The sequence below is a fragment of the Burkholderia territorii genome (assembly GCF_902833055.1).
In the GTDB taxonomy this organism is placed as follows: domain Bacteria; phylum Pseudomonadota; class Gammaproteobacteria; order Burkholderiales; family Burkholderiaceae; genus Burkholderia; species Burkholderia territorii.
The window spans coordinates 87,384-110,840 of record NZ_CADFEJ010000010.1 but is presented as its reverse complement, the minus strand read 5'-3'; the positions used below and the strand labels follow the sequence as shown (position 1 = coordinate 110,840).

Here is a 23,457-nt window from a genome sequence, read left to right as displayed (position 1 = left end):
CGTGGTGCGTCTTCCGTTCCGATCGATGCGCAGGCTGCCGGGCCGCGCCGCCGTGCCGGCGATTGCCGCCGTCGCGGCCGCGCTGTCGTTCGCGCGTCCCGTGTTCGCGGACGCGGACGACGAAGCGCCCGTCACGCTCGTCAGCGATGTCCATGTATTCGTGATCCAGCACGACGGTTCGCTCGACGAGCACGACGATTCGACACTGCGAGCGAACAACGCGAACGGCATCGACGCGGTCGCGCAGCGCTACGTGTGGTTCGACAAGAACCTGGAAAAGGTCGACCTGCTCGCGGCGGAGACGATCGATCGCGACGGCGTCGCGCATCCGGTCGGCCCCGACGGCATCCGCGACGTGCAGGAGCCGCGCTCGGCCGGCGCGCCGACGTTCCAGGACGGGTTGCTGCGCACCGTCGTGTTTCCGGGCGTGGAGGCCGGCTCGAGCACGCGTGTTGCATTCCGCAAGTCGCGCACGCGGCCCGTCAACGCCGGGTATTTCGGCTACTACGTCGAGCCGTCGCGCGAGCCGGTGGAGAATCAGCGGCTGATCTTCGACGTGCCGGCCGACATGACGCTGCACGCGGACGCGCGCGGCTACGTCGCACTGCCGCCGGTGACCGCGAACGGCCGCACGCGCTACGAATTCGACTACCGGCACGGCCCGTACGAGCGCATCGAGAGCGGCGCGGTCGGCTATCCGACGTACGGCGACCGGCTCGTGGTATCCACGCTGCCCGACTATGCGGCGTTCGCCGCGCGCTACCGCGACGCGGCCGTCGACCCGGGCGCGAACGATCCGGCCGTCGTGCAGCTCGCGCGCGCGCTCACTGCCGGTGCCGCCGATCCGCGCGACAAGGCGCGCATCCTGTACGACTGGGTGCAGGCGAACGTGCGCTACGTCGCGCTCTTTCTCGGCGAGACGGCTGCCGCGCCGCATCGCGTGACCGACATCCTGCGCAACCGCTACGGCGACTGCAAGGATCACGTCGCATTGTTCGGCGCGTTGCTCGCGGCGGTCGGCATCCGCAGCGAACCGGTGCTGATCAATCTCGGCTCGGTGTACACGCTGCCGTCGGTGCCCGGTTACGGCGGCGGCGCGATCAATCACGCGATCACGTGGCTGCCCGATCTGGGCCTGTACGCCGACACCACGACGGCCGGCATCGCGTTCGGCTACCTGCCGCCGATCGTGATGGATCGGCCGGCGCTGCTCGTCGACACCGGCGTGCTGTCGCGCACGCCCGCCACGCAGCCGAAGCATCGCACCGCGCGCGTGGCGATCGACGCCGCGCAACCGGGCGCCGCGCAGTTTCACGCGCTCGTCGAGGACGACGGCTGGACCGCCGAGCTCGAACGCACGCTGTTTCGCCGTGCGGCACCCGAGCGCATCCGGCAGCTCGCGAACGAACGCCTGCGGCAAAGCGGGCTGCGCGGTCGCGCACGGATCGCGACGAGCGATCGCCGCGCAACGGCCGGCCCGTTCGACGTGACGTATGACGGCACGCTCGATCACTTCGTATGGCCGGACGGCACGACCGCCGTGCCCATGCTGTCGAGCCTCACGGGCGGCATCGCGACGCAGGTCGAGGGCTGGCTGGCCGAACCCGTGCGCACGCAGCCGTGGACGTGCATCGGCGGGACGTTCGAGGAGACCGGACAGATCGCGCTGCCGGCCGACGCTGCGGTGACGGACCTGCCGGCCGACGCGGCCGTGCACGACCGCTTCGTCGACTTCACGTCGCATTACGTATTCGATGCGGCCACGCGGGTCGTGCAGGTCACGCGGCGGATGAACGCCGAATTCGGCCGTCAGGTCTGCACGCCCGACGCGTTCGCGGCGCTGCGTGCGTCGCTCGAACGCATCGAACGCGACACGCAGGCGCAGATCGTCGTGCGGGCGAAAGGGCGATGAACGGGCAGGGGAAATTGAGCGCGCCGCTCGCCATCGGTCGACGCGCAAGGACGGACATCATGACGGAACGGGACAACGAGATCGCCGAACTCTCGAAAGATTTGCTGGGCCGGATCGTGCAGGGCACCGTCGCAAACGGTGCGCCCGTGGACGCAGAGCGGTGCGCGGCGCTGGCCGTGCAGTGCGCGACGGCGCTGGTCGACAAGCTCGACGCGCGCGGCGGCTGACCGCAATTCATCACGGGCGGCGGCGCGTCGATCGATGCCGGTGCGATTCGGCAGGCATTCGCGTGGCCGCGCGCCGCGCGCGAGCGCTACACGTCACGCGTCGGCGTGCGTGTCGCTTTCGGCGCGCACGGCCCCCGGCGGCCTGCCGACCACGCGCTTGAACGCGCGGCTGAACGCCGCGAGCGACCCGTAGCCGAGCCGGTACGCGACGGCTTCGATCGTCTCGCCTTCGCGTGATATCCACTGCGCGGCGAGCCGCATTCGCAGCTCGGTCAGGTAACGCACCGGCGTCATCCCGGTGGCCGCGAGAAAGCGCTCCGCGAACACCGAGCGCGACACGCCCGCTTCGGCGGCGAGATCCGCGACGCTCCAGTTGCGCCCCGGATCGCGATGCAGCGCGACGATCGCACGGCCGAGCTTCGGCTCGCGCAGCGCCTGAACCCAGCCCGTCGCGTCGCCGCACCCGCATTCGACCCAGCCGCGCACGATGAACGCGGCGACCACGTCCGCGAGCCGCGCGAGGATGCCCGCGAAGCCCGCGCGCTCGGAGCACGACTCGCGCTCCATCGCGTCGAGCATCGGTCGAATCTCCGGGTAGCGCGCGAGCAGCGTGCCGACGTGCATGAATTCCGGCATCGTCCCGACGAGCGGCTGCATGCCGCCGAGATCGAGCTCCATGCACGCGCTGAAGATCAGCGCATCGCCGGCAGCCGGCTCCGTCGCGGCGCACGACGTCGCGCCCACCGCCGCGACCGTGTCGCAGATCTTCGCGGCCTCGAACCCGGCAATTTCGCGGCACGGCGCATCCGGGTCGGACACCAGCGCGTGCGTGCGGCCGTGCGGCAGCAGGATCGCGTCGCCGGCCTCGAGCCGCATCGTCGTGCCGTCGGCATCGCGCAGCAGCACGGGCCCGCGCCCGACGAAATGGAACTGCGCGCGGCCCGGCGCATGGCCGAAACTCAGCCCGAACGGCCGCGGCACCTGGATGCGGCGGTACTGCACGCCGCTCAGGCGCATCCCCAGCAGCAGCTCGCTGACGAGGTCGTGCACGTCGGGGACGGGAGGAAGGAGAGGTTCGGACATCGCAAGATTCGGACGATCGATCAACAAGAGCGGATTGTATGTCATAGACCGTCCTGCTGCCGTTCCTTACGATACGCCCTCATCAGTATTTTCCCTATACGACTCGGAACGACGCATGAATCCCGGAATCTCCTCTGCCGCCACCCCGGCGGCCCCCCGCGAGCCGGCCTGGGGCGCCGTTTTTGCGATGACGCTCGGCGTGTTCGGTCTCGTCACCGCCGAATTCCTTCCCGCGAGCCTGCTCACGCCGATGGCCGACAGCCTCCGCGTGACCGAAGGCGTGGCCGGCCAGGCCGTCACGGCCACGGCGACGGTCGCGCTGGTCACGAGCCTGCTGATCTCGGCGCTGACGCGCACGATCGACCGCCGGCGCGTGCTGCTGGCGTTCTCCGTGCTGCTGGTCGCCTCCAATCTCGCGGTCGCGTTCGCGCCCAACCTGACGACGTTGCTGATCGGCCGCGTCGTGCTCGGCGTCGCACTCGGCGGCTTCTGGACGATGGCGACCGCCACCGCGATGCGGCTCGTGCCGACCGCGATGGTGCCGCGCGCACTGTCGATCATCTTCAGCGGCGTGGCGGTCGCGACGATCGCGTCCGCGCCGATGGGCAGTTATTTCGGGCACCTGATCGGCTGGCGCAACGTGTTCCTGATCGCGGCCGGGCTCGGCGGTCTCGCATTCGTGTCGCAGGTGTTGACGCTGCCGTCGATGCCGCCGAGCGGCACGACGCGGCTGCGCACGCTCGTCGACGTGCTGCGCCGGCCGACCGTCGGCCTCGGCATGTTCGCGACGATCCTCGTATTTACCGGGCATTTCGCGTTCTTCACGTATCTGCGGCCGTTCCTCGAACAGGTTGCCGGTGTCGGCGTGAACGGACTGTCGGCGATTCTGCTCGGCTACGGGATCGCGAACTTCGTCGGCACGTCGCTCGCGGGGCGCGTGCTCGAGCGCCGGCTGCGGCCGATGCTGATCGGGATGCCGGCACTGATGGTCGTGCTCGGCGTCGCGCTCGTCGCCCTCGGCCGCGCACCGATGATCGACGCGGTGCTCGTCGCGTTGTGGGGGATGGCGTTCGGCGGCGTGCCGGTCGCATGGTCGACGTGGGTCACGCGCACCGTGCCCGATGAAGCCGAGAGCGCGGGCGGGCTGATCGTCGCGGCGATCCAGCTTGCGATCGCGACGGGCGCGGCGGCGGGCGGCGTCGTGTTCGACGCGAACGGCGCGGGCGGCGTGTTCCTGGGCGCGGCCGCGGTGCTGGCCGTGGCGGTCGCGACGATCGTGACCGGCGTGCCGAAGCGGGTGGGCGTGGCATCGGCGCTCGCCGAGTGACACGCACGCGGGCCGCTCGACGTGCGCGGTGAGCGCGCGCCGGTGCGGCCCGTCGGTCGGGCATCCGGTGTATCCGGATGAAGTGACCGACGCGGGCACGCTGCACGTTGCAGCGCGCCCGCTGCTTGTTTCATGTGAAGCTCATCGGCCGATCAGCCTCCCTGCCTGACCACCGCCGCAAGTGCCTTCATCGCCTGCAGATAAGGGTACGGCCCGTGGCTGATGCGCGCGACGCCGTATGACGCGAGTTCGGCCAGCGTCGGTGTTTCCGCCACGCGCATGATGTTCACCGGCAGCGGCGACGCCGCCGTCAGCGCGCGAATCAGCGACGGCGACTGCAGCCCCGGCACGAAGAGCCCGTCGGCGCCGGCTTGCGCATACGCACGGGCGCGCGTCAGCACGTCGTCGAGCAAACGTTCGTCGTGCGTGTCGGCCGCGGCGTTGAAGAACACGTCGGTGCGCGCGTTGATGAAGTAGCCGGTCAGGGCGCGGTCGGCCGCCTGCCGCGCCGCCGCCAGCCGCGCTGCCGCGGCGTCGACCGCGCGCAGTTCGCCCGTCGCCGGAAAACTGTCTTCGAGGTTGCAGCCGATCGCGCCGGCCTCGATGCTGCGCGCGATCGTGTCGGCGACATCCTCCAGCCGCTCGCCATAGCCGCTTTCGAGATCGACGGTGACGGGCAGGTCGGTCGCGTGCGCGATGCGCGCGAGCACTTCCATCACGAGCGCTTTCGGAATCTGCTCGCCGTCGACGAAGCCGTTGGCGACCGCGACCGACCAGCTGCCGGTCGCCAGCGCGACGCCCCCCGCGTCGGCCACCGTGCGCGCACTGCCGGCGTCCCACACGTTGAACAGCGCGAGCGGCTGGCCCGCGCGGTGAAGCGAACGGAAATACGCGGCTTTCTCGTCGTTATTGCGGCTCATGCTCGTTCCTCCGGTTGAAATTTCGATCGGTGATCGTGTCGAACGATACGGTGACGGTGTCGAGCGCCGCGAGGAAATCGCGTGCGTCGAACAGTTCGCCCAGGCTGCGTACGCCGCCCGGCGTCGGCGTTGCGCCGCGCAGCAGGCGGCACGTCGCCTCGACGACGAGCGGTGCGCTGACCGCATAGATGTCGCGCCCCGACGCGCTCGCGCGATGCGTGGTGCCGTTCTGCACGACGATCACGTCCATCACGAATTGCTGCGCCGAGCGGCCGAGCGCGTCGACAGGTTGCGGCGGCGGCGTGCCGGCATCGCGCACGTCGCGCAGCGCACGCGTCGCGAGCCAGGACTCGATCGTATCGATGCGCAGATGACGCGCGAGCGTCATCACTTCCGAAAACGGCAGCAGCGTCACGTCGATGTCGCCGAGCGGCGCCGGGAACGACCACCTGCGTTCGCGCGGCGTCGACGGCACCTCGGTAGGCTTGCCGTCCTTCCGGATCAGCCGGATCGCATGGTTGCGCGCGCCGGTCACGCGCGTGCCGCGCGTCGGATGCCAACTGTCGAGGCCGGTCGCGACATCGACGCGCTCGATCGGCTCGCGTGGGTCGACGACCGCGGTGACGAGCAGGTCGGCGAGGCCGCCGTAGAACGCGGCGGCCGGCACGAGCGTCACGCCGGCGGCGCGGGCCCGGGTGTCGCGCTGGTCGGTCAGCGCCTGGACCGACGGCTGCTCGGCCGTCAGGTCGAGATACGGGATGCGGGCCCGCAACGCCGCATCGGCGAGCGGCAGCGCGGTATCGAGATACGGGCCGGCGCAGTTGATCACCGCATGCGCGCCGCGCAATGCGGCGTCGAGCGCGGCCGGATCGTCGACCGACGCGACGCGCCACGGCGCCGCGTCGTGGCCGCCTTGCGCGAGCCGGGCGGCATCGCGCCCGATGCGGATCGCGCCGACGCCGCGCCGTTCCAGCTCGGCCACGACGAACCGCGCCGTGTGGCCGGTCGCTCCATACACAGCAACCGTCATTCGATCGTCCATGGTCAACTCCGATACAGATCGGTCTGTTTTATAGTACAGACCTGTAGCGTCGTCAACTTCCGGGTGCTATCATCGAACGCACTTTCGCGGGACAGGCGGCCATGGCGGCCGGGCTTGAATGAAACAGGGAACGGACACGAACGGGCGCACACTCGATACGCGCGAACGCATTCTGCAAACGGCGAGCGCGTTGTTCTACCAGGAAGGGACGCGGGCGGTCGGCGTGGACCTGATCGTCGCGCAGGCGGGCGTCGCGAAGACGAGCCTATATCGACACTTCGCGACGAAGGACGACCTGATCGAGGCATTTCTGCTGCGCGAGGATGCGGACTTCTGGGCGCACTGGGACGCGGTGGCCGCGCGGTACCGGCGCGCGCCGCGCGAAGAGCTGGATGCGCAACTGCAATGGATCGGCGAGCGGATCGAGCGCCCCGGTTATCGCGGCTGTCCGCAGATCAACATCGCCGCCGAGTACGCGGACGCCAATCATCCGGCCCGCAAGGTCGCGGTCGCGCACAAGCAGGAATTGCGGCGCCGGCTCACGGAGTTGGCCAGCGCGATGCGGATCGACGAACCGGAAACCTATGCGCTGCGGCTTGCGACCGTCATCGACGGCGCGCTCAGCAGCGGCCAGGCGCTGCACGCGCACGGGCCCGCGCGCTTTCTGCAGGAGTTCGCGCAACTGCTGATGCCGAGGAAAGCGCGCAAGTGAAACGCACGGCGCGCCGCGTCAGCCGCGCGTAGCCGGATCCTCCGACAGCGCGCGCAACTGCCCGCGCAGCACATCGATTTCGCCGGCCGCGAACGGCCGTTCGATCTCCGCATGCGTCTGCTGCCACAGCGGGAACGCTTCGGCGAGCAACCGATGGCCGGCCGGCGTGAGTTCGAGCAGGCGGCTGCGCTTGTCGGCCGGATCCTGCGTGATCGTGAGCAGCCCGCGCCGCTCGAGCGGCTTGAGCGCGGCGGTGAGCGTGGTGCGGTCCATCGCGAGCAACGACGCGACCGATTTCATCGGGGCCGGCTGCGGCCGGTTCAGCGACATCAGCAGCGAGAACTGGCCGTTGGTGAGATCGAGCGGACGCAGCACATCGTCGAAGATGCGCGCGAGATTGCGCGCCGCGCGCTGCATGTGCAGGCACAGACAGCAATCGCGAACCATCAGCGTCGTTTCGAAAGGGAGCTTTTCTTTGCGTGCCATGTTGCAATTGTGTTGATATCAACCTATTGTGTCAAGGGCGAGGAGCGGCAACCCGCCGTTCCCGCCATCGGACGGAGGAAGCATGAGTGCGCAACAGCAGTTGTATCTCGCGGTATTCCTCGGCAGCAAGGACAGCCCGGGGATGAAGGCATGGATGGCGCTCCCGGAGGACGAGCGGCGTGCGCGCGAGCGCGACGGGATCGCCGCGTGGCACGCGTGGGTGGAGCGGCATCGCGATGCGGTCGTCGAGCTCGGCGGGCCGCTCGGCAAGACCAAGAGGATCGACAAGGGCGGCGTGACGGACACCGCCAATGCGATGAGCGGCTTCACCGTCGTGCGTGCCGCTTCGCACGATGCGGCCGCCGCGCTGTTCGAAGGCCATCCGCATTTCACGCTGTTCCCGGGCGACGCGATCGATGTGATGCCGGTGCTGGCGGTGCCGGGCATGTGAGCGGCGACTGGCGCTGCGTGCGCGGTCGTCGCGGCCACTGGCCCGTCGCCCGTGCGCGGCGATTTTTCCCCATATTATCGATGGAGACATTGCGATGAAGCTTTACGGATTCGCCGGCACGCGCTCGCAACGCGCGCTCTGGGGGCTCAAGGAACTGGACGCGGATTTCGAGTTCGTGTCGGTCAACCTGCTCGAGGGCGAGCACAAGCGGCCGGAATTCCTGCGCCTCAATCCGGCCGGCAAGGTGCCCGTGCTCGTGGACGGCGACCTCGTGATTCCCGAGTCGGCCGCGATCGTGCTGTATCTCGCGGACAAGTACCCGGAGAAGGCGCTGCTGCCCGCCGATCCGGCGCTGCGCGCACAGGCCTATCGGTGGGTGATGTTCGCGGTGACGGAGCTCGAGCAGCCGCTGTGGCGGATTACGCGCCATTCGTTCATCTATCCGCCGGAAAAGCGCTCGCCGGCCGATATCGAGCTGGCCCGCGAGGATTTCGCGACGATGGCGGCGATCCTCGACAAGCATCTCGAAGGACGCGAATTCATCGTCGGCGATTCGTTGACGGTGGCCGATTGCGTGACGGTGTACCTGATCGACTGGGCAAGCGAATGCCATCTGATCGAACCGTTCCCGCAATTGCGCGCGTATCTCGAGCGGCTTTATGCGCGACCGAAGGCGCCGCAGCGGATCGCGGACGCGCGCAAGGCGGCGTGAAGCGGTGGTCGGTCGTGCCGATCGGCGCGATCGACTTTGAACGCGCGATCTTTCGGCCTGGCGAGCGTGCGGTTATCGCGTGTCGGCGGGGCCGCCGAGCGCGCGACACAGCATCGACAAGTCGCGAACGGTCAGATGCGGGGATGGCGTACGCTGCGCGGTGTGCTCCGCTTCCGCCTCCTGGTCGCGCACGACCCACGCCGCCTGCAGCCCCGCATTCAACGCGCCGACGATATCGAGGTGAAAGTCGTCGCCGACGTGGAGCAGTTCCGCCGCCGGCACGCCGAGCGTCGCGGCGGCCGCATGGAAGATTTCAGGCTGCGGTTTCGCGAACCCGAACGCGCGTGCGCTGAGCGTTTCGCGGAAGAACTCGCCGCCGCCGGTCAGCCGAAGGTCCGCATTGCCGTTCGTCACCGCGATCAGCGGAAATCGCGCGCTCAGCCATGCGAGCGCCGGCAATGCATCGTCGAAGAACTCGACCTCGTTTCGCGCGGAATAGAACACGTCGTAGGCGCGCTCGGTCAGTGTGACGTCTTCGCTCGCGCGTTCGAGCGCAAGCCGGATCGAGCCGATGCGCAACGCACGGTAGTCTCCGGCGAGGTCCGGCCGCAAGCGCTCGTATTCGTCGCGCAGCCGGCTCAGTGCCTGCGACGTGGGCAGCACGCTCGCGGTGTTGGGCGCATGCGCGACCAGCCACGCATGCAGCGACGCCTCGGCCCGTTCGACGGACGGGCCGAACGGCCACAGCGTGTCGTCCAGATCGAACGAGATGGCGGAAACGTTGGACAGATGCATGGCGATGGAAGATATCACGCCGTCTCCGTGCGCGCGCCGATGAACAGCGCATCGATCCGCACGACCTGCCCGTCGGCGCCGACGATGCACCCGCATGCCTGGTCGAACAGGCGGTTAACGCGCATCTGTCGGTCACGCTGAAGGAGGCCGGGGCGGTGCTGCTTGCGCACTTCGGGAAGGTCACGCTCGGCACGCCGTCACGCGATTTCGACACGAAGGCGGCGCGCCGCCGCAAGCCGCGCTGACGCGCCGCAACATCGCGGCCGCCGCACGACCGTCACCCGATAGACGGCAGTCCGACACAATCCGGCGTGGCGCGAAACCCGCGTGCCGTCGTGTTCTGTCCCCCAACTTCTGCCCGGTTTGCCCGCCACAGGGCAAAATACGGGTTTTCCGCACCCGAGAGGGCGCGCCCGAATCACGCGCCGGGGCGGCGGCGGTGCGCCATCGCACGCCGCCGCCCGGCGCCCAGGCAAGACGCTCGCCGTGTTGCGAGCCCACAGGAGTCCAGACCCCATGCCCGAATCCAACCTGTCCTTTTTCGGCCGGCTGTCGCTGGCCGTCGGCACGTTCTTCTCCGTGATCGGCAACCGCGAGTTCGCGGCCGACGTGCTGCGCGTGCGCGATGGCGCCCCGGCCCCGGTTGCGCCGGCACCCGCCGCAGCCCCGGCGCCCGCACCCGCACCCGCACCCGCACCCGCACCCGCGCCCGTGAAGGCACCGGCCCCCGAGTTGCGCGAAGCGAGCCCGCAAGCCGCGCTGCAACTGTTGGGCCTGCTGCAGCGCGATGCGCGCTTCATCGACTTCGTCGAGGAAGACATCGCCGGCTATACGGACGCCGACATCGGCGCGGCCGCACGCCTCGTGCACGACGGCTGCCGTGCCGCGTTGCGCGAGCATTTCACGATCGTGCCGGTGCGCGATGAAGCCGAAGGCAGCCGCGTGACGCTGCCGGCCGGCTTCGACGCGACGGCCGTGCGCGTGACGGGCAACGTGGTCGGCGCCGCGCCGTTCACGGGCACGGTCAGCCATCGCGGCTGGCGCGTGGCCGACGTGCGCCTGCCGAAGCTGACGGGCAGCCACGACGCATCGGTGATCGCACCGGCGGAGGTGGAACTGTGAGCGATCCGCGCTATTCGATCGGTATCGACCTCGGTACGACCCATTGCGCGCTGTCGTACGTCGACAGCGCCGCCAGCGACGGCGAGAAGATCACGCAGCAGGTGCTGCCGATCGCGCAGCTGACCGCACCCGGTGCGCTGGAGTCGCGCGACCTGCTGCCGTCGTTCCTCTATCTTCCGCATGAAAGCGAGCTGACACAGGGCGACCTGACGCTGCCGTGGACGGCCACGCGCACCTTCGCCGTCGGCGAAATGGCGCGCACGCGCGGCGCGGGCACGCCGATTCGCCTCGTGTCGAGCGCGAAGAGCTGGCTGTGCCATCCGGGCGTCGACCGCCGCGCGGCGATCCTGCCGAGCGATGCGCCGCCGGAAGTGTCGCGCGTGTCGCCGCTGGAAAGCTCGATCCGCTACCTGACGCATCTGCGCGAAGCGTGGGACCACGCGCATCCGGACGCGCCGTTCGCCGACCAGGACGTGACGGTCACGATCCCCGCGTCGTTCGATCCGGCCGCGCGCGAACTGACGGCCGAAGCCGCGCGTGCCGCCGGCTATTCGCGGATGACGCTGCTCGAGGAGCCGCAGGCCGCGCTCTACAGCTGGATCCAGAAGAGCGAAGGCGGCTGGCGCAAGCAGGTGCAGGTCGGCGACCTGATCCTGTGCGTGGACGTCGGCGGCGGCACGACCGACCTGTCGCTGATCGCGGTGGTCGAGCGCGAAGGCAATCTCGAACTGCATCGCGTGGCGGTCGGCGAGCACATCCTGCTCGGCGGCGACAACATGGATCTCGCGCTCGCGCACGTGGTCGCGCGCAAGCTCGCGCAGCAGGGCACGCAGGCCGATCCGTGGCAACTGCGCGCGCTGACCTACGCGTGCCGCGCGGCGAAGGAAACGCTGCTGTCCGACCCGACGACCGATGCGGTGCCGCTCGTCGTGCCGAGCCGCGGCTCGAAGCTGATCGGCGGCTCGATCCGCACGGAGCTGACGCGCGCGGAACTCACGCAGACGATCCTCGAAGGCTTCTTCCCGCAAGTCGACGCGGCGGCGCGTCCGGTGAGCCGTGCGCGCGTCGGCCTGACGCAGCTCGGCCTGCCGTATGCGCAGGACGCGGGCATCACGCGCCATCTCGCGGCGTTCCTCGGCCGCCAGGTCGCGGCGCTCGACACGCTCGACGGCGTGCAGCGCACGCTGCCGCAAGGCGCGACGTTCCTCCATCCGACGGCGGTTCTGTTCAACGGCGGCGTGTTCAAGTCGACGTTGCTCACTCAGCGCGTGCTCGACACGCTCAACGGCTGGCTGGCCGCCGAAGGCGCAGCGCCCGCGCGCCTGCTCGAAGGCGCGGATCTCGATCTGGCGGTCGCGCGCGGCGCGGCTTATTACGGTTACGTGAAGCGCGGCCGCGGCGTGCGCATTCGCGGCGGCACGGCGCGCGCGTACTACGTCGCGATCGAATCGGCGATGCCCGCCGTGCCGGGGCTGGAGCCGCCGGTGCAGGCGCTCTGCGTTGCGCCGTTCGGGATGGAGGAAGGCACGGATGCGGCGTTGCCGCCGCAGGAGTTCGGCCTCGTCGTCGGCGAGCCGGTGCAGTTCCGCTTCTTCGGGTCGTCGGTGCGCCGCCAGGACCAGGTCGGCACGCTGCTCGACTACTGGTCGCCCGAGGAGCTGCAGGAGCTCGAGGAAATCCAGGCGACGCTGCCCGCCGAAGGGCGCACGGTCGGCGAGGTCGTGCCGGTGAAGCTGCATGCGCGCGTGACCGAAGCCGGCACGCTCGAGCTCGAGGCGATCCCGAGCGGCACGAACGAGCGCTGGAAGGTCGAGTTCGACGTGCGCGGCGCCGCCTGAGCGCGATGAAGCGCTATACGGTCGGCATCGACCTCGGCACGAGCAACACGGTCGTCGCATACGTCGAGGCCGGCTCCGACGCGATCCGCGTGTTCGACGTCGAGCAGCTGGTCGGCCCCGGCGCGGTGGCCGCGCAGCCGCTGCTGCCGTCGGTGCGCTATCACCCGGCGGCGGGCGAACTCGCGGCGGAAGCGTTGAGGTTGCCGTGGCAGGCGGCCGGCGCGCGCGACGCGGCCGCCCGTTCCGGCGGCGGCGGTGAGGGCGGTTCGGCCGGTCGCGACGGCGGCGCCGACGATGCGCCGCCGCCCGTGATCGGACGTTATGCGCGCACGCTCGGCGCGCAGGTGCCGGGCCGGCTCGTCACCAGCGCGAAGAGCTGGCTGTCGCACGCATCGGTCGACCGGCTCGCGGCGATCCTGCCGTGGGGCGCGGCCGAGGGCGTCGACAAGGTGTCGCCGGTCGATGCGAGCGCGAGCTATCTCGCGCACGTGCGTGCCGCGTGGGACGCACGCTTTCCCGATGCGCCGCTCGCGAAGCAGGACGTCATTCTGACGGTGCCGGCGTCGTTCGACGACGGCGCGCGCGCATTGACGGTCGAGGCCGCCAGACGCGCGAAGCTGCCGGCGTTGCGGCTGCTGGAAGAGCCGCAGGCCGCGTTCTACGACTGGTTGTACGGCCAGCGCGCGACGTTGCGCGACACGTTTGCCGCCGCGCGCCGCGTGCTGATCTGCGACGTCGGCGGCGGCACGACCGATCTGACGCTCGTCGACGTTGCCCCGGGCGACGACGGCGAACCAGCCTTCACGCGCGTCGGGGTCGGCAATCACCTGATGCTCGGCGGCGACAACATGGACCTCGCGCTCGCGCGCCTGCTCGAGCCGAGGTTGACCGAGCCCGGCACGCGGTTGTCGGCCGCGAGCCTGTCGCAGCTCGTCGAACGCTGCCGCGCGGCGAAGGAGCGGCTGCTCGGCGACGACGCGCCGGCGTCCGTCACCGTGACGCTGCTCGGCGCGGGCAGCAAGCTCGTCGGCGGCGCGCGCTCGGCCGAGCTGACGCGGCAGGAGGTCGAGCAGATCGTCGTCGACGGTTTCTTTCCGCAGGTCGAGGCCGGCGAGCTGCCGCGCCGCGCGCGGGCCGCGATCGTCGAATTCGGCTTGCCGTATGCGAGCGACCCGGCCGTCACGCGCCACGTCGCCGCGTTCCTGAATCGCCATGCGGAAGGCCCGCTGCCCGACACGCTGCTGCTCAATGGCGGCGTATTTCGCGCCGGCGCGCTCGCCGGCCGTCTCGCGCAGACGCTCGGCGCGTGGCGCGGCGCACCGCTCGACGTGCTGCACAACGCGCATCCGGACGTGGCGGTCGCGCGCGGCGCGGTGGCCTACGGGCTGGCGCGGGCCGGGCATGCACCGCGCATCGGCGGCGGCTCCGCGCGCAGTTATTTCCTCGTGCTCGACGATGGCGACGCCGACGCGGCCCCGCGCGGTGTCTGCCTGTTGCCGCGCGGTTCGGAAGAGGGCCGCGAGATCCGGCTCGAGCAGCGCACGTTTGCGCTGCAGCTCGGGCAGCCCGTGCGTTTCCACCTCGTATCGACGGTAGCCGACACGGCATACCGGCCCGGCGATCTCGTCGAACTGGACGGCGGCGATTTCGTGCGGTTGCCGCCGATCGCGACGGTCGTCGACCGGCAAGCCGGCGGCGATGCGCGCGAAACGCCGGTGAAACTCACCGCGTCGCTGACCGAAGTCGGCACGCTCGAAATGCACTGCATCGCGACTGACGATGCGACGCGGCGCTGGCGGCTCGAATTCCAGTTGCGCGGCGATGCGCCCGCGCAGGCCGACGACACCGCGCTTGCGCGCCATCCGCGTCTCGATCAAGCGATCGAGCTGATCGACCGTTCGTTCGGCAGCAAGGCCGCGAACGTCACGCCGAAGGACACGCGACGGTTGCGTGCGCAACTTGAACAGGTGCTCGGGCCGCGCGACGAGTGGGACGTCGCGCTCGCGCGCGAACTGTTCGACGCACTGCTCGCGCGCGCGCGCCGTCGCCGGCGTTCGGCCGATCACGAGCGGGCATGGCTGAACCTTGCCGGTTATTGCCTGCGTCCGGGCTTCGGCCATCCGCTCGATGCGTGGCGCATCGAGCAGCTTTGGCCGCTGTTCGACGACGGGATTCAGTACGTGAACGACGCGCAGGTGTGGTCCGAGTGGTGGACGCTGTGGCGGCGCGTGGCAGGCGGCCTCGACGACGACGCGCAGACGCAGGTGCGCGATGCGATCGCGTTCCTCGAACCGTCCGACGACAAGCGCCGCAAGCTGCCGTTCGATCCGGCCAAGGTCGGCCCGGCCGACATGACGCGCTTGTCCGCGTCGCTCGAGCGATTGCCGGTCGAGCGCAAGGTGGAGCTGGCCGAGCGTTTGATCGTGCAATTGCAGAAGCCGTCCGAACGCACGCTGTGCGCGTGGGCGCTCGGACGGATCGGCGCGCGGCGGCCGTTCTACGGCAGCGCGCACAGTGTCGTGCCGGCCGACGTCGCGACGCGCTGGCTCGATGCGCTGTTCGCGCTCGACTGGAAGCAGGTCGAACCCGCGGCATTCGCGGTCGCGCAAATCGCGCGGATGACGGGCGACCGCGAACGCGATTTGCCGGATGAAACGCGCGAGGCGGTGATCAAGCGTCTGTCTTCCGCGAATGTGTCGGCCGCGTGGATCGACATGGTTCGCGAGGCGATCGCGTTCGACGAGGCCGACACCGCACGCGTGTTCGGCGAAACGCTGCCGGCCGGGTTGAAGCTGCTGGCGGGGTGAGCAGTGCGGCGGGCTTGGGTATCGTTCGGATCCCGGAGCATTCTGCGGCATTGCCGATGCGGGCTGACGCTCGCCGGTTCAATCGCCTTCAAATAAGGAACGGTTGTCGTTGCATCGCATCGGCAACCGTTCTGCGCTTTGTAAGCCGGGTGGTCAGATTTGCGGCGACGTCTCGCGCGGCAACGCGGACGGTTCCACGGCGGGCGCATCCCGCGCGGTCGTCCGCCGCGCGAGATGAATTCCCGCGAGCATGCAGCGCACCGAGCCGCCGGCCAGTTCGATCGTCGGCACGTCGAGCGGCAGCAGCCGTGCGCTGCGTTCGATCGTCGCGCGCTGCGCGCCGGTGAGACAGTCGAACGCGCGCCGCGACAGCGCGAGCACGCGGCCGTTCGTGCCCGACAGTTCCAGCGTATTGCCCGCGAAATTCGCGATCTGTGCGTGATCGAGCGCGATCACCGCGCGGCCCGTCTCGGTCAGTCGTTGGACGATTTCGTCACGGCGCCGCCGATCGGCGATCAGGTCGACGCCCACCATCGCGAAGTCGGTTGCGACGCTCATCATCACGTTCGTGTGATAGATCGGCTTGCCGTGCGCGTCGGCCGTGTCGAAGCAGATCGGCTCGAAGTTGAAGTTCGTGCAGAAACGCTCGAGCGCGACCGGATCGGCGCGGCGCGAACGCGCGGTGTATGCGATCCGCGCGACGTGGTCGAGCACCATCGCGCCGGTGCCTTCCAGGAACACGTCGTCGTATTCGAGCCCCGAGTAGTCGATCACGTCCTGTACGCGGTATTCCGCTTTCAGCATCTCGACGATGTCCGCGCGCCGCTCGCGGCGGCGGTTCGGGCTATACATCGGAAACAGTGCGATGTGGCCGCCTGCATGCGTCGAGAACCAGTTGTTCGGGAATACGGAGTCGGGCGTGTCGCGCTCGCCGTGGTCGTCGAACACATGTACGCGCACGCCTGCGTCCGTGAGCGTGTGCGCCGCGGCCGTGACTTCGTCGCGCGCGGCGGCCGACACCGACGCGGTGTCGTTTGCCCCGGCGGCGGCCGTGCGCTGGAACGCGTTGTCGGCGGCGGTCTGCGGATTCGGCAGGAAGCGGTGCGGCCGGATCATCACGACGGCGGCCGGCGCCTGGATCGATACGAGATTCATGAGCGGTAACGGCGAGAGGCGGGGAGCAGGGCGGCGTGCACGCCGCCCGGGATGACAATCAGCGCGCGAACGCGGCGACGGCTTCGGTCACGAAGGCTGCGTGCCCTTGCGCGACCGCGGCCGGATCGTCGATCAGCGCGAACAGGTTCTTCGGATCGACGGCCGGCGGAATCAGCGCGATCTCGACGCCCGCGTTGTGCTGCTGCGCGAGCGCATACAGGTAGCGCAGCGCCGAGTAGTCCTCGAGTGCGAAGCCGACCGAGTCGAACACGGTGACTTCGTCCGCGCGTTCGCGGCCGGTCGTCTCGCCTTGCAGCACGCGCCACAATTCGGTCACGGGGAAGTCGGCCGGCATCTGCTGGATTTCGCCCTCGATACGCGACTGCGGCTCGAATTCGACGAACACGCGGCCTGCGGTCAGCACGCCCGCTTCGAGCTCGGTCTTCCCCGGGCAATCGCCGCCGACCGCGTTCAGGTGCATGCCGGGCTCGATCATGTCCGCCGTGACGATCGTCGCGTATGCCTTGTCGGCGGTGACGGTCGTCACGATGTCGGCGCCGCGCACGGCGTCGGCCGTCGACGCGGCGCGCACGACGCGCAATTCCGGGTACGCGGCGAGGTTCTTCACGAGCTTGTCGGTCGCGTGGCGGTCGACGTCGAACACGCGGATTTCGTCGATGCCGAGCAGCGTGTGGAACGCGATGGCCTGGAATTCGCTCTGCGCGCCGTTGCCGATCAGCGCCATCGTGCGCGAGTCGCGGCGGGCGAGCGCCTGCGCGGCGAGCACCGACGTCGCGGCCGTGCGCAGCGCGGTGGTCAGCGTGAGTTCGGCGAGCAGCAGCGGGTACCCGGTGTCGACTTCGGCAAGCGCGCCGAACGCCATCACCGTGTGCATGCCGCGCGCGGCGTTGACGGGATGGCCGTTCACGTACTTGAACGCGAACAACGAAGCGTTCGCCACGGGCATCAGCTCGATCACGCCGTCGCGCGAGTGGCAGGCGACGCGCGGCGATTTGTCGAAATCGGCCCAGCGCAGGTAGTCGGCGCGCAGCGTGTCGACGAGCTCACGCAGGAACGGCGTGACGCCAGTGCTGGCGATCAGTCGGGCGGTCGCGGGAACGTCGAGGAAGCGGGTCATCGGTCTGTCTCCAATTTGTGCCGGTACGGGTGTCCAGGCATGCTGGTCGACCGGGGCGGGCGCGACGGCCCGGGCCCCGGCTCCATCAAAAGCGGCGGCGCGGCGTGTGCGGCCGGTCGATGGAGTCATTATTTCGGTGAGTCGAGCCAACAAAAAGACGGCAAAAGTGGCAGATTTATCGATAGACTTGGCAAATTGCTGGTCGTATCCGGCAGTTTGTACAAACCGCGCTGGTCGAATTGCGCGCGGTCCGACACGCTGTCGGTCGTCTCACGCTCAACAGGAAGGTCCGTTCATGATTACGCTCGACGACGTCGACCGGCAGCTCATCGCGCTGCTGCGCGACAACGCGCGGATGCCCGTCGTCACCCTCGCGAAGGAATTGCGCGTCGCGCGCGCGACCGTGCAGAACCGGCTGACGCGGCTGGAGAAGAACGGCGTGATCGTCGGCTACACGGTGCGGCTCAAGCCGGCGGCCGAACGACACCGGATCCGCGCGCTGATGTCGATCGCCGTGCAGGGCAATCGCGGCGCGGAAGTGGTGAAGGTGCTGCGCGGGCATCCGAACGTCGCGTCGATCCACAGCACCAACGGGCGCTGGGACCTGGTCGCCGAGCTGCATGCCGATTCGCTCGAGCATTTCGATCGCGTGCTCGGCGCGATCCGCCTGATCGACGGGATCGCGAATACCGAAACGAGCATCCTGTTGTCGACGCACAAGGCCTAGCCATTTCGTTGCATCGGTTTTGCCGAAAGAGCGATGCCGTGGATGTCGGGAAACGCGCCGGCGTCGGCGCGTTGTGGCGGCCGTTGCGCGACTGCCGGTTTGACGAGCCGGAGCGGTTGCTGCGGCGACGCGCGCAGCGCATTGCCGATGACGACGGCGACAGCGACGGCCGCGCGTCTGTCGTCATGCGGCGCTCGATGGCGCGTGCATAAGATCGTACGGTTCCCTAAGCTTCGCCCGCGCGCTTCGTCGCTGCCTGCGGGAACGTCAGCACCACCGCGAACCCGCCCGCATCGGGAAACGCGAACCCGACGCGTCCGCCGTGCGCCTTCATCACTTCCCGCACGATCGCGAGCCCGAGCCCCGATCCCGTGCGGCGCTCGCTGCCGTCCGGCGCAATCCGCACGAACGGCTGCAGCGCCGCGTCCCAATGCTCGCGTGGAATTCCCTGCCCGTTGTCGGTGACGGTCAGCGTCACCGCACGATCCACGTTGCCCGCGCTGGCGACCGACACGACGATGTCGTCCGCATGCCCATGCAGCAACGCGTTGTGCAGCACGTTCGACAACGCCTCCTGCAGACTGATCGCATCGCCGTCGATCCACGCATGCGGCGCGTCGCTCGCGAACGCGACGGCCACGTCGCGCGCGCCTGCGAGCGGAATCGAGCGGCCGAGCACGTCCTTCGCGAGTGCGACGAGGTCGACGGGTTGCAGCGGCACGACCTCGGTACGATGGATCACCATCGCATGATTGAGCAACTGCCCGGTGAGGCGGCCGACGTCCGAGCAGGTCGCGCGCAGCGCGTCGAGCCGCGCCGCATGACGCGCGGGATCGGCTTCACCGTCGAGCAATTCGATCTGCGCGTCGAGGCGCGCGAGCGGCGTGCGCATCTGGTGCGCGGCGTCGGCGATGAAGCGCTGCATCGCGTTGATCCGCTCGGCGAGGCGGCGCATCAGTCCGTTGATCGATCCGATGATCGCGTCGATCTCGCTTGGCGTGTCGACGGCCACCGGCCGCAGATCGGCCGGGTCGCGCGCGGCGATGATCGTGCCGATCTGCGCGAGCGGGCGCAGCCCGCGCCGGATCGCCAGGCCGCTCGCCCCGATCGCGAGCACGCTCATCAGCAGGATCAGCGTCCACACCTTGATGCTCATGTCGTTCGTCAGCTGCTGCCGCGCATTGGTTGTCTGCGCAACGGTGACGAGCGCCCAGCCCGGCGTGCTCTCCTCGGGCATGTAGCGCGCGATGGTGGCGGTGCGGATCCGGTGACCCTGGTAGACGGCGTTCGCGAACGCCGGCCCTTGTTTCGCGGCGGCGAGCGTCGCGGGGCTTGCGAGATCGTTGTAGCCGGCCACGACGACGCCGCGCGAATCGACGACCTTGTAGTAGACGAGGTCGTAGCGCGACAGCGTCGACAGCGCGGCGACGGGCGGGTTCAGCGCCAGCACGCCGCCCTGTACGTACAGGTTTTCCGCGACCTGGATCGAGGCGCCGGCGAGCAACTGGTCGTATGCGCGCTCGGCCGCGACCCCCGCGTAGTAGCGCGCGATCGCGGCAAGCGCGAGCGCGCCGGTCGCGACGACGAGCGCGATGAAAAGCAGCGTGCGCCCGAACAGCGTCTTCGGGAACCAGTCAATGCGCGGCAATCTGATACCCCATCCCGCGCGCGGTGCGAATCTCGACCGTGCTGCCGTGCAGCTTCTTGCGCACGCGCGTCACGTATTGCTCGACCGCGTTCGCGGTCGGCTCGTTGCCGAAGCTGAACAACTGGTTCAGCAGTTCGTCCTTGGAGAAGATCCGCTGTGGGCGGCTCGCGAGAATCTCGAGCAGCGCGAACTCCTGGCGCGACAGCGACAGCGGCTGGCCGTCGAGTTCGGCGAGACGGCTGCTGCGGTCGATCACGAGGCCGCCGAGCGTCAGCACGTCGTTCGCGTGGCCGCTGTTGCGGCGCAGCAGCGCCTGCACGCGCGCATCGAGTTCGCGGTAGTCGAACGGCTTCACGAGATAGTCGTCGGCGCCGAGGCCGAGGCCGCTCACGCGGTCGTCGATCGCGGAGCGCGCGGTGACGAGCAGCACCGGCGTCGTGCTGCCCGATGCGCGCAGGTTGCGCAGCACGGAGAAGCCGTCGAGGCCGGGCAGGTTCGCATCGAGCACGACGAGGTCGAAGCGCTCGACGCGCAGCAAGCCGTTCGCGATCGAGCCGTCGGTTTCGAGATCGACGGCATGGCCGAGCCGCGCGAGGCGGCTGTGGATCGCCGCGCCGATTTCGGCATCGTCCTCCACGACGAGAATGCGCATGGTGCCGTTTGCAGGTAGATGAGTTAGGGGTTTCCCCGGGGGCGGGATGTCAGCATTTTCTCAGACTCGCTCGATAACCTGTGTTGAGCCGGAACGAGCGATGACGGCATTAATACCAGAGGAGACGGCAACATGCAGCATGTCACGGGCACGACGAAGGCGCGGCCGATTCCACGGCGAAGCCCGACGCGGGTGGCCGCCTTCTCGTTCGCGGTGCTCGCCGCGCCCGGCACGCGGGCATGCGCATGATCGCGTCGCCGCGTCGCCGCGCGTTGCTCGCAGCCGGCCTCGGCATGCTCGCCGCACCGACGCTGGTGCGCGCGAAGCCGCGCACGGTGCGGATCTCGAAAGGTTATGGCGTGTTGTACCTGCCGCTGCTCGTGATGGAGAAACAGCGGCTGTTCGAGCGGCACGCGGTGCGGCATGGCCTGCGCGAGGTCGCGGTCGACTGGGTGCTGCTCGACGGCGGCAATTCCGTCAACGACGCGATGATGGCCGGTACGCTCGATTTCGCGGGCGCCGGCGCGCCGGGCTTCATCGAGCTGTGGGCGCGGGCGCGCGGGATCCCGAACGTCGAGGTGATCGGCATCAGCGGATTGTCCACGACGTCGCTGTCGCTCAATGCGAATCGGCCGGGCCTCGCGTCGCTGCGCGACTTCACGCCGGCCGACCGGATCGCCGTGCCGGGCATCCGCACGTCGCTGTCGGCGGTCGTGCTGCAGATGGTCGCGAGCCGGCAACTCGGCGCGACGCACTTCGCGCAGCTCGATTCGATCACCGTGAATCTGCCGCATCCGCAGGCGATGCAGGCGCTGATTCGCCGCGAGAACGGCGTCACCGCGCACTTCACGTCACCGCCGTTCTCGACGCTCGAGTTGCGCCAGCCGGGCATTCATCGCGTCGTGAATTCGGTCGACGTGCTCGGCCCGCTGACGCTCGATGTCGTGTTCGCGCCGAAGCGGCTCGTCGATACGGAGCCCGCGCTGGCCGCGGCGTTTCTCGGCGCACTCGACGAAGCGAACCGTCTGATCGCGCAGGATCCGCGCGCGGCGGCCGCGCTGTATGCGGCCTCGTCGGGTGTCGGCGTGTCGCACGACGACGTGATGCGGATGCTCGCCGCGCCGGACACGCGTTTCTCGGTGCGGCCGAACCAGCTGATGGACTACGTCGAATTCCTGTATCTCGCCGGCACGATCAAGGCGAAGCCGCGCGCGTGGCACGAGATGTTCGCGCCGATGCTCGACGATTACCGAACCGGCTGAGTGCCGCCGTCCGTTCCCGGACCGCGATTTCATCGAACAACCCCGCGCCCGCGCGTGCATCGCGCGCGGCGCCGATTCAACCGACAAGCAACCGATTCACGGAGGAGCCCGCAGTGAACACCACCGAAACCCTGGACCCCGCGTCCGCCGAAGAGCGGCGCATCATGTCGAAAATGGCGCGGCGCCTGCTGCCCATTCTCGTCGTGATGTTCCTGATCGCGTTCATCGACCGGCAGAACGTCGGCTTCGCGAAGCTGCAGATGGTGCACAGCCTCGGCATGACCGAGGCCGCGTTCGGTCTCGCGTCGTCGTTGTTCTTCATCGGCTACCTGCTGTTCGAGGTGCCGAGCACGCTCGCGCTGCATCGCTACGGCGCACGTGTATGGCTCGCGCGGATCATGCTGACGTGGGGCCTCATCACCGTGCTGATGGGCTTCACGACGTCGATGCCCGCATTCTGTTCGCTGCGCTTCCTGCTCGGGATCGCGGAGGCCGGCTTCTATCCGGGCGTGATCTATTACCTGACGCTGTGGTTTCCGCAAAGCTACCGCGCGAAGGTGCTCGGCATCTTCACGCTCGGCAGCGCGCTCGCGAACATGCTCGGCTCGCTGGTCGGCGGCGTGCTGCTGAGCCTGAACGGCGTCTGGGGGCTCGCGGGATGGCAGTGGGTGTTCGTGGCGACGGGCATCCCGGCCGTGGTCGTCGCGATCGTCGTGTTCCGCGTGCTGCCGGCGTCGTTCCGCGATGCGCCGTTCCTCGACGAACGCGAGAAGCAGATCGTCGCGGCCGCGCTCGAGCGCGAGAAGCCGGCGCAGGCCGAACATGCGCAGCCGTGGAAGGCGCTGCTCGATCCGCGCGTGATGCTGTTCGCTGCAACCTACATGCTGATGTCGACGTCGTTGTACGGCGTCACGTACTGGCTGCCGACGCTCGTCAAATCGTTCGGCGTTTCGAGCAGCACGAACGGCCTGCTGAGCATGCTGCCGTGGGCGCTCGCGGTGCTGCTGCTGCTGTGGCTGCCGTCGAAGTTGCGTCGCGCGAAGAGCATCCTGCGCACGATCGCGATCGTCGCCGCGCTCGGCGCGCTCGGCTTCCTGCTGAGCCTCGTGCTGCCGTCGACGCCGCTGCGCTTCATCGCGCTCGTGCTCGGCGGCGCGTGCATTCCGCTGCTGTATCCGTGCTTCTGGTCGATGCCGCCGCGCTACTTCACCGGCGCGCGCGCGGCGGCGAGCGTTGCGGCGATCAATTCGATCGGCAACCTCGGCGGCTTCTTCAGCCAGAACCTGATGCCGTTCGCGGGCAAGGTGACGGGCACTGCGTTCGGGCCGATGATCGTGCCGATCGTGTGCCTCGCGCTGCTCGGGATCGGCGCGCTGGTTGCGTGGACGCGCTCGGAGCGGGGGATGGTGGCCGCGCAGGCGTGAGCGATGGCGCTACGGCC

The 23,457-nt window shown here is 69.3% G+C and carries 21 protein-coding genes and 1 pseudogene; 13 read left to right on the top strand and 9 right to left on the bottom strand.

What is annotated here, in order from left to right; all coding sequences use genetic code 11:
• The first annotated feature begins 1 nt into the window (after position 1).
• Both HW466_RS18660 and HW466_RS18655 read left to right on the top strand, forming a co-directional pair.
• Positions 2–1,912, top strand: a complete 1,911-nt coding sequence (locus HW466_RS18660; protein WP_151005960.1) for a DUF3857 domain-containing transglutaminase family protein — start codon at positions 2–4, stop codon at positions 1,910–1,912.
• Positions 1,909–2,139 (top strand): hypothetical protein, encoded by a 231-nt coding sequence (locus HW466_RS18655; RefSeq protein WP_151005962.1) that lies wholly within the window; start codon positions 1,909–1,911, stop codon positions 2,137–2,139. The genes HW466_RS18660 and HW466_RS18655 overlap by 4 nt, the downstream gene beginning before the upstream one ends.
• Before the next feature lie 93 nt (positions 2,140–2,232).
• Here the strand turns inward: HW466_RS18655 and HW466_RS18650 are convergent, their stop codons facing one another.
• A complete protein-coding gene (locus HW466_RS18650; protein ID WP_151006879.1) occupies positions 2,233–3,267 on the bottom strand; it encodes an AraC family transcriptional regulator in 1,035 nt (344 codons plus the stop codon).
• Positions 3,268–3,337: 70 nt separating this feature from the next.
• Between HW466_RS18650 and HW466_RS18645 the strand changes: the two genes are divergently transcribed.
• Complete coding sequence (locus HW466_RS18645) at positions 3,338–4,549, top strand: MFS transporter (RefSeq protein ID WP_174905504.1); 1,212 nt, start codon at positions 3,338–3,340, stop codon at positions 4,547–4,549.
• 152 nt (positions 4,550–4,701) lie between these two features.
• Here HW466_RS18645 and HW466_RS18640 read toward each other — a convergent pair whose 3' ends face one another.
• The gene (locus tag HW466_RS18640; protein ID WP_059503916.1) at positions 4,702–5,469 is read right to left on the bottom strand and encodes an isocitrate lyase/PEP mutase family protein; all 768 of its coding nucleotides are present in this window, start codon (positions 5,467–5,469) and stop codon (positions 4,702–4,704) included.
• Positions 5,456–6,511 (bottom strand): saccharopine dehydrogenase family protein, encoded by a 1,056-nt coding sequence (locus HW466_RS18635; RefSeq protein WP_174905505.1) that lies wholly within the window; start codon positions 6,509–6,511, stop codon positions 5,456–5,458. The genes HW466_RS18640 and HW466_RS18635 overlap by 14 nt, the downstream gene beginning before the upstream one ends.
• A 118-nt stretch (positions 6,512–6,629) precedes the next feature.
• On the opposite strand from HW466_RS18635, the gene HW466_RS18630 reads away from it, so the two are divergent.
• Positions 6,630–7,223, top strand: a complete 594-nt coding sequence (locus tag HW466_RS18630) for a TetR/AcrR family transcriptional regulator (protein ID WP_151006374.1) — start codon at positions 6,630–6,632, stop codon at positions 7,221–7,223.
• An 18-nt stretch (positions 7,224–7,241) separates the two neighbouring features.
• Here HW466_RS18630 and HW466_RS18625 read toward each other — a convergent pair whose 3' ends face one another.
• Positions 7,242–7,709 (bottom strand): MarR family winged helix-turn-helix transcriptional regulator, encoded by a 468-nt coding sequence (locus tag HW466_RS18625; RefSeq protein ID WP_059449161.1) that lies wholly within the window; start codon positions 7,707–7,709, stop codon positions 7,242–7,244.
• 82 nt (positions 7,710–7,791) lie between these two features.
• Between HW466_RS18625 and HW466_RS18620 the strand changes: the two genes are divergently transcribed.
• Together HW466_RS18620 and HW466_RS18615 are read left to right on the top strand one after the other, a co-directional pair.
• Positions 7,792–8,160, top strand: a complete 369-nt coding sequence (locus HW466_RS18620; protein WP_151006373.1) for a YciI family protein — start codon at positions 7,792–7,794, stop codon at positions 8,158–8,160.
• Between the two features lie 94 nt (positions 8,161–8,254).
• Complete coding sequence (locus HW466_RS18615; protein ID WP_059449159.1) at positions 8,255–8,872, top strand: glutathione S-transferase family protein; 618 nt, start codon at positions 8,255–8,257, stop codon at positions 8,870–8,872.
• Positions 8,873–8,944: 72 nt separating this feature from the next.
• Here the strand turns inward: HW466_RS18615 and HW466_RS18610 are convergent, their stop codons facing one another.
• Positions 8,945–9,667, bottom strand: coding sequence for an HAD family hydrolase (locus HW466_RS18610; RefSeq protein WP_151006376.1), 723 nt, complete (start codon positions 9,665–9,667; stop codon positions 8,945–8,947).
• A gap of 77 nt (positions 9,668–9,744) precedes the next feature.
• Here HW466_RS18610 and HW466_RS18605 point away from each other — a divergent pair.
• The 4 genes and pseudogenes from HW466_RS18605 to HW466_RS18590 form a co-directional block, all read left to right on the top strand.
• Positions 9,745–9,912, top strand: a pseudogene (locus HW466_RS18605) (transcriptional regulator); the annotation flags it as partial.
• A 271-nt stretch (positions 9,913–10,183) separates the two neighbouring features.
• On the top strand, positions 10,184–10,789 hold the full coding sequence (locus HW466_RS18600) for a DUF2760 domain-containing protein (protein WP_174905506.1): 606 nt from the start codon (positions 10,184–10,186) through the stop codon (positions 10,787–10,789).
• Entirely contained in the window at positions 10,786–12,627 is a 1,842-nt protein-coding gene (locus tag HW466_RS18595; RefSeq protein ID WP_059542919.1) for an Hsp70 family protein, read from the top strand. Before HW466_RS18600 ends, HW466_RS18595 begins: the two co-directional genes overlap by 4 nt.
• Before the next feature lie 5 nt (positions 12,628–12,632).
• Entirely contained in the window at positions 12,633–15,434 is a 2,802-nt protein-coding gene (locus HW466_RS18590) for an Hsp70 family protein (RefSeq protein ID WP_174905507.1), read from the top strand.
• A 153-nt stretch (positions 15,435–15,587) separates the two neighbouring features.
• Here HW466_RS18590 and ctlX read toward each other — a convergent pair whose 3' ends face one another.
• The gene (gene ctlX / locus HW466_RS18585; RefSeq protein WP_151004718.1) at positions 15,588–16,589 is read right to left on the bottom strand and encodes a citrulline utilization hydrolase CtlX; all 1,002 of its coding nucleotides are present in this window, start codon (positions 16,587–16,589) and stop codon (positions 15,588–15,590) included.
• A gap of 58 nt (positions 16,590–16,647) precedes the next feature.
• Positions 16,648–17,727 (bottom strand): ornithine cyclodeaminase, encoded by a 1,080-nt coding sequence (locus HW466_RS18580; RefSeq protein WP_059503894.1) that lies wholly within the window; start codon positions 17,725–17,727, stop codon positions 16,648–16,650.
• Positions 17,728–18,022: 295 nt separating this feature from the next.
• Here HW466_RS18580 and HW466_RS18575 point away from each other — a divergent pair, with 295 nt between their 5' ends.
• Positions 18,023–18,454, top strand: a complete 432-nt coding sequence (locus tag HW466_RS18575; protein WP_059449152.1) for an Lrp/AsnC family transcriptional regulator — start codon at positions 18,023–18,025, stop codon at positions 18,452–18,454.
• Positions 18,455–18,680: 226 nt separating this feature from the next.
• Here HW466_RS18575 and HW466_RS18570 read toward each other — a convergent pair whose 3' ends face one another.
• Positions 18,681–20,102 (bottom strand): sensor histidine kinase, encoded by a 1,422-nt coding sequence (locus HW466_RS18570; RefSeq protein WP_059949895.1) that lies wholly within the window; start codon positions 20,100–20,102, stop codon positions 18,681–18,683.
• On the bottom strand, positions 20,089–20,754 hold the full coding sequence (locus HW466_RS18565; protein ID WP_059542907.1) for a response regulator transcription factor: 666 nt from the start codon (positions 20,752–20,754) through the stop codon (positions 20,089–20,091). Before HW466_RS18565 ends, HW466_RS18570 begins: the two co-directional genes overlap by 14 nt.
• A 245-nt stretch (positions 20,755–20,999) precedes the next feature.
• On the opposite strand from HW466_RS18565, the gene HW466_RS18560 reads away from it, so the two are divergent.
• Positions 21,000–22,016 (top strand): ABC transporter substrate-binding protein, encoded by a 1,017-nt coding sequence (locus HW466_RS18560; RefSeq protein ID WP_069229099.1) that lies wholly within the window; start codon positions 21,000–21,002, stop codon positions 22,014–22,016.
• A gap of 113 nt (positions 22,017–22,129) precedes the next feature.
• Positions 22,130–23,440, top strand: a complete 1,311-nt coding sequence (locus tag HW466_RS18555) for an MFS transporter (RefSeq protein ID WP_059452064.1) — start codon at positions 22,130–22,132, stop codon at positions 23,438–23,440.
• The last annotated feature ends 17 nt before the right edge of the window (positions 23,441–23,457 follow it).

Bases quoted from the DNA above. Each gene is read 5' to 3' on its own strand.
- ctlX (WP_151004718.1), bottom strand. From the start codon at position 16,589: ATGAATCTCGTATCGATCCAGGCGCCGGCCGCCGTCGTGATGATCCGG.
- HW466_RS18625 (WP_059449161.1), bottom strand. From the start codon at position 7,709: ATGGCACGCAAAGAAAAGCTCCCTTTCGAAACGACGCTGATGGTTCGC.
- HW466_RS18650 (WP_151006879.1), bottom strand. From the start codon at position 3,267: ATGACATACAATCCGCTCTTGTTGATCGATCGTCCGAATCTTGCGATG.
- HW466_RS18640 (WP_059503916.1), bottom strand. From the start codon at position 5,469: ATGAGCCGCAATAACGACGAGAAAGCCGCGTATTTCCGTTCGCTTCAC.
- HW466_RS18655 (WP_151005962.1), top strand. From the start codon at position 1,909: ATGAACGGGCAGGGGAAATTGAGCGCGCCGCTCGCCATCGGTCGACGC.
- HW466_RS18560 (WP_069229099.1), top strand. From the start codon at position 21,000: ATGATCGCGTCGCCGCGTCGCCGCGCGTTGCTCGCAGCCGGCCTCGGC.
- HW466_RS18575 (WP_059449152.1), top strand. From the start codon at position 18,023: ATGATTACGCTCGACGACGTCGACCGGCAGCTCATCGCGCTGCTGCGC.
- HW466_RS18645 (WP_174905504.1), top strand. From the start codon at position 3,338: ATGAATCCCGGAATCTCCTCTGCCGCCACCCCGGCGGCCCCCCGCGAG.
- HW466_RS18620 (WP_151006373.1), top strand. From the start codon at position 7,792: ATGAGTGCGCAACAGCAGTTGTATCTCGCGGTATTCCTCGGCAGCAAG.
- HW466_RS18610 (WP_151006376.1), bottom strand. From the start codon at position 9,667: ATGCATCTGTCCAACGTTTCCGCCATCTCGTTCGATCTGGACGACACG.
- HW466_RS18580 (WP_059503894.1), bottom strand. From the start codon at position 17,727: ATGACCCGCTTCCTCGACGTTCCCGCGACCGCCCGACTGATCGCCAGC.
- HW466_RS18635 (WP_174905505.1), bottom strand. From the start codon at position 6,511: ATGGACGATCGAATGACGGTTGCTGTGTATGGAGCGACCGGCCACACG.
- HW466_RS18565 (WP_059542907.1), bottom strand. From the start codon at position 20,754: ATGCGCATTCTCGTCGTGGAGGACGATGCCGAAATCGGCGCGGCGATC.
- HW466_RS18630 (WP_151006374.1), top strand. From the start codon at position 6,630: ATGAAACAGGGAACGGACACGAACGGGCGCACACTCGATACGCGCGAA.
- HW466_RS18615 (WP_059449159.1), top strand. From the start codon at position 8,255: ATGAAGCTTTACGGATTCGCCGGCACGCGCTCGCAACGCGCGCTCTGG.
- HW466_RS18590 (WP_174905507.1), top strand. From the start codon at position 12,633: ATGAAGCGCTATACGGTCGGCATCGACCTCGGCACGAGCAACACGGTC.
- HW466_RS18600 (WP_174905506.1), top strand. From the start codon at position 10,184: ATGCCCGAATCCAACCTGTCCTTTTTCGGCCGGCTGTCGCTGGCCGTC.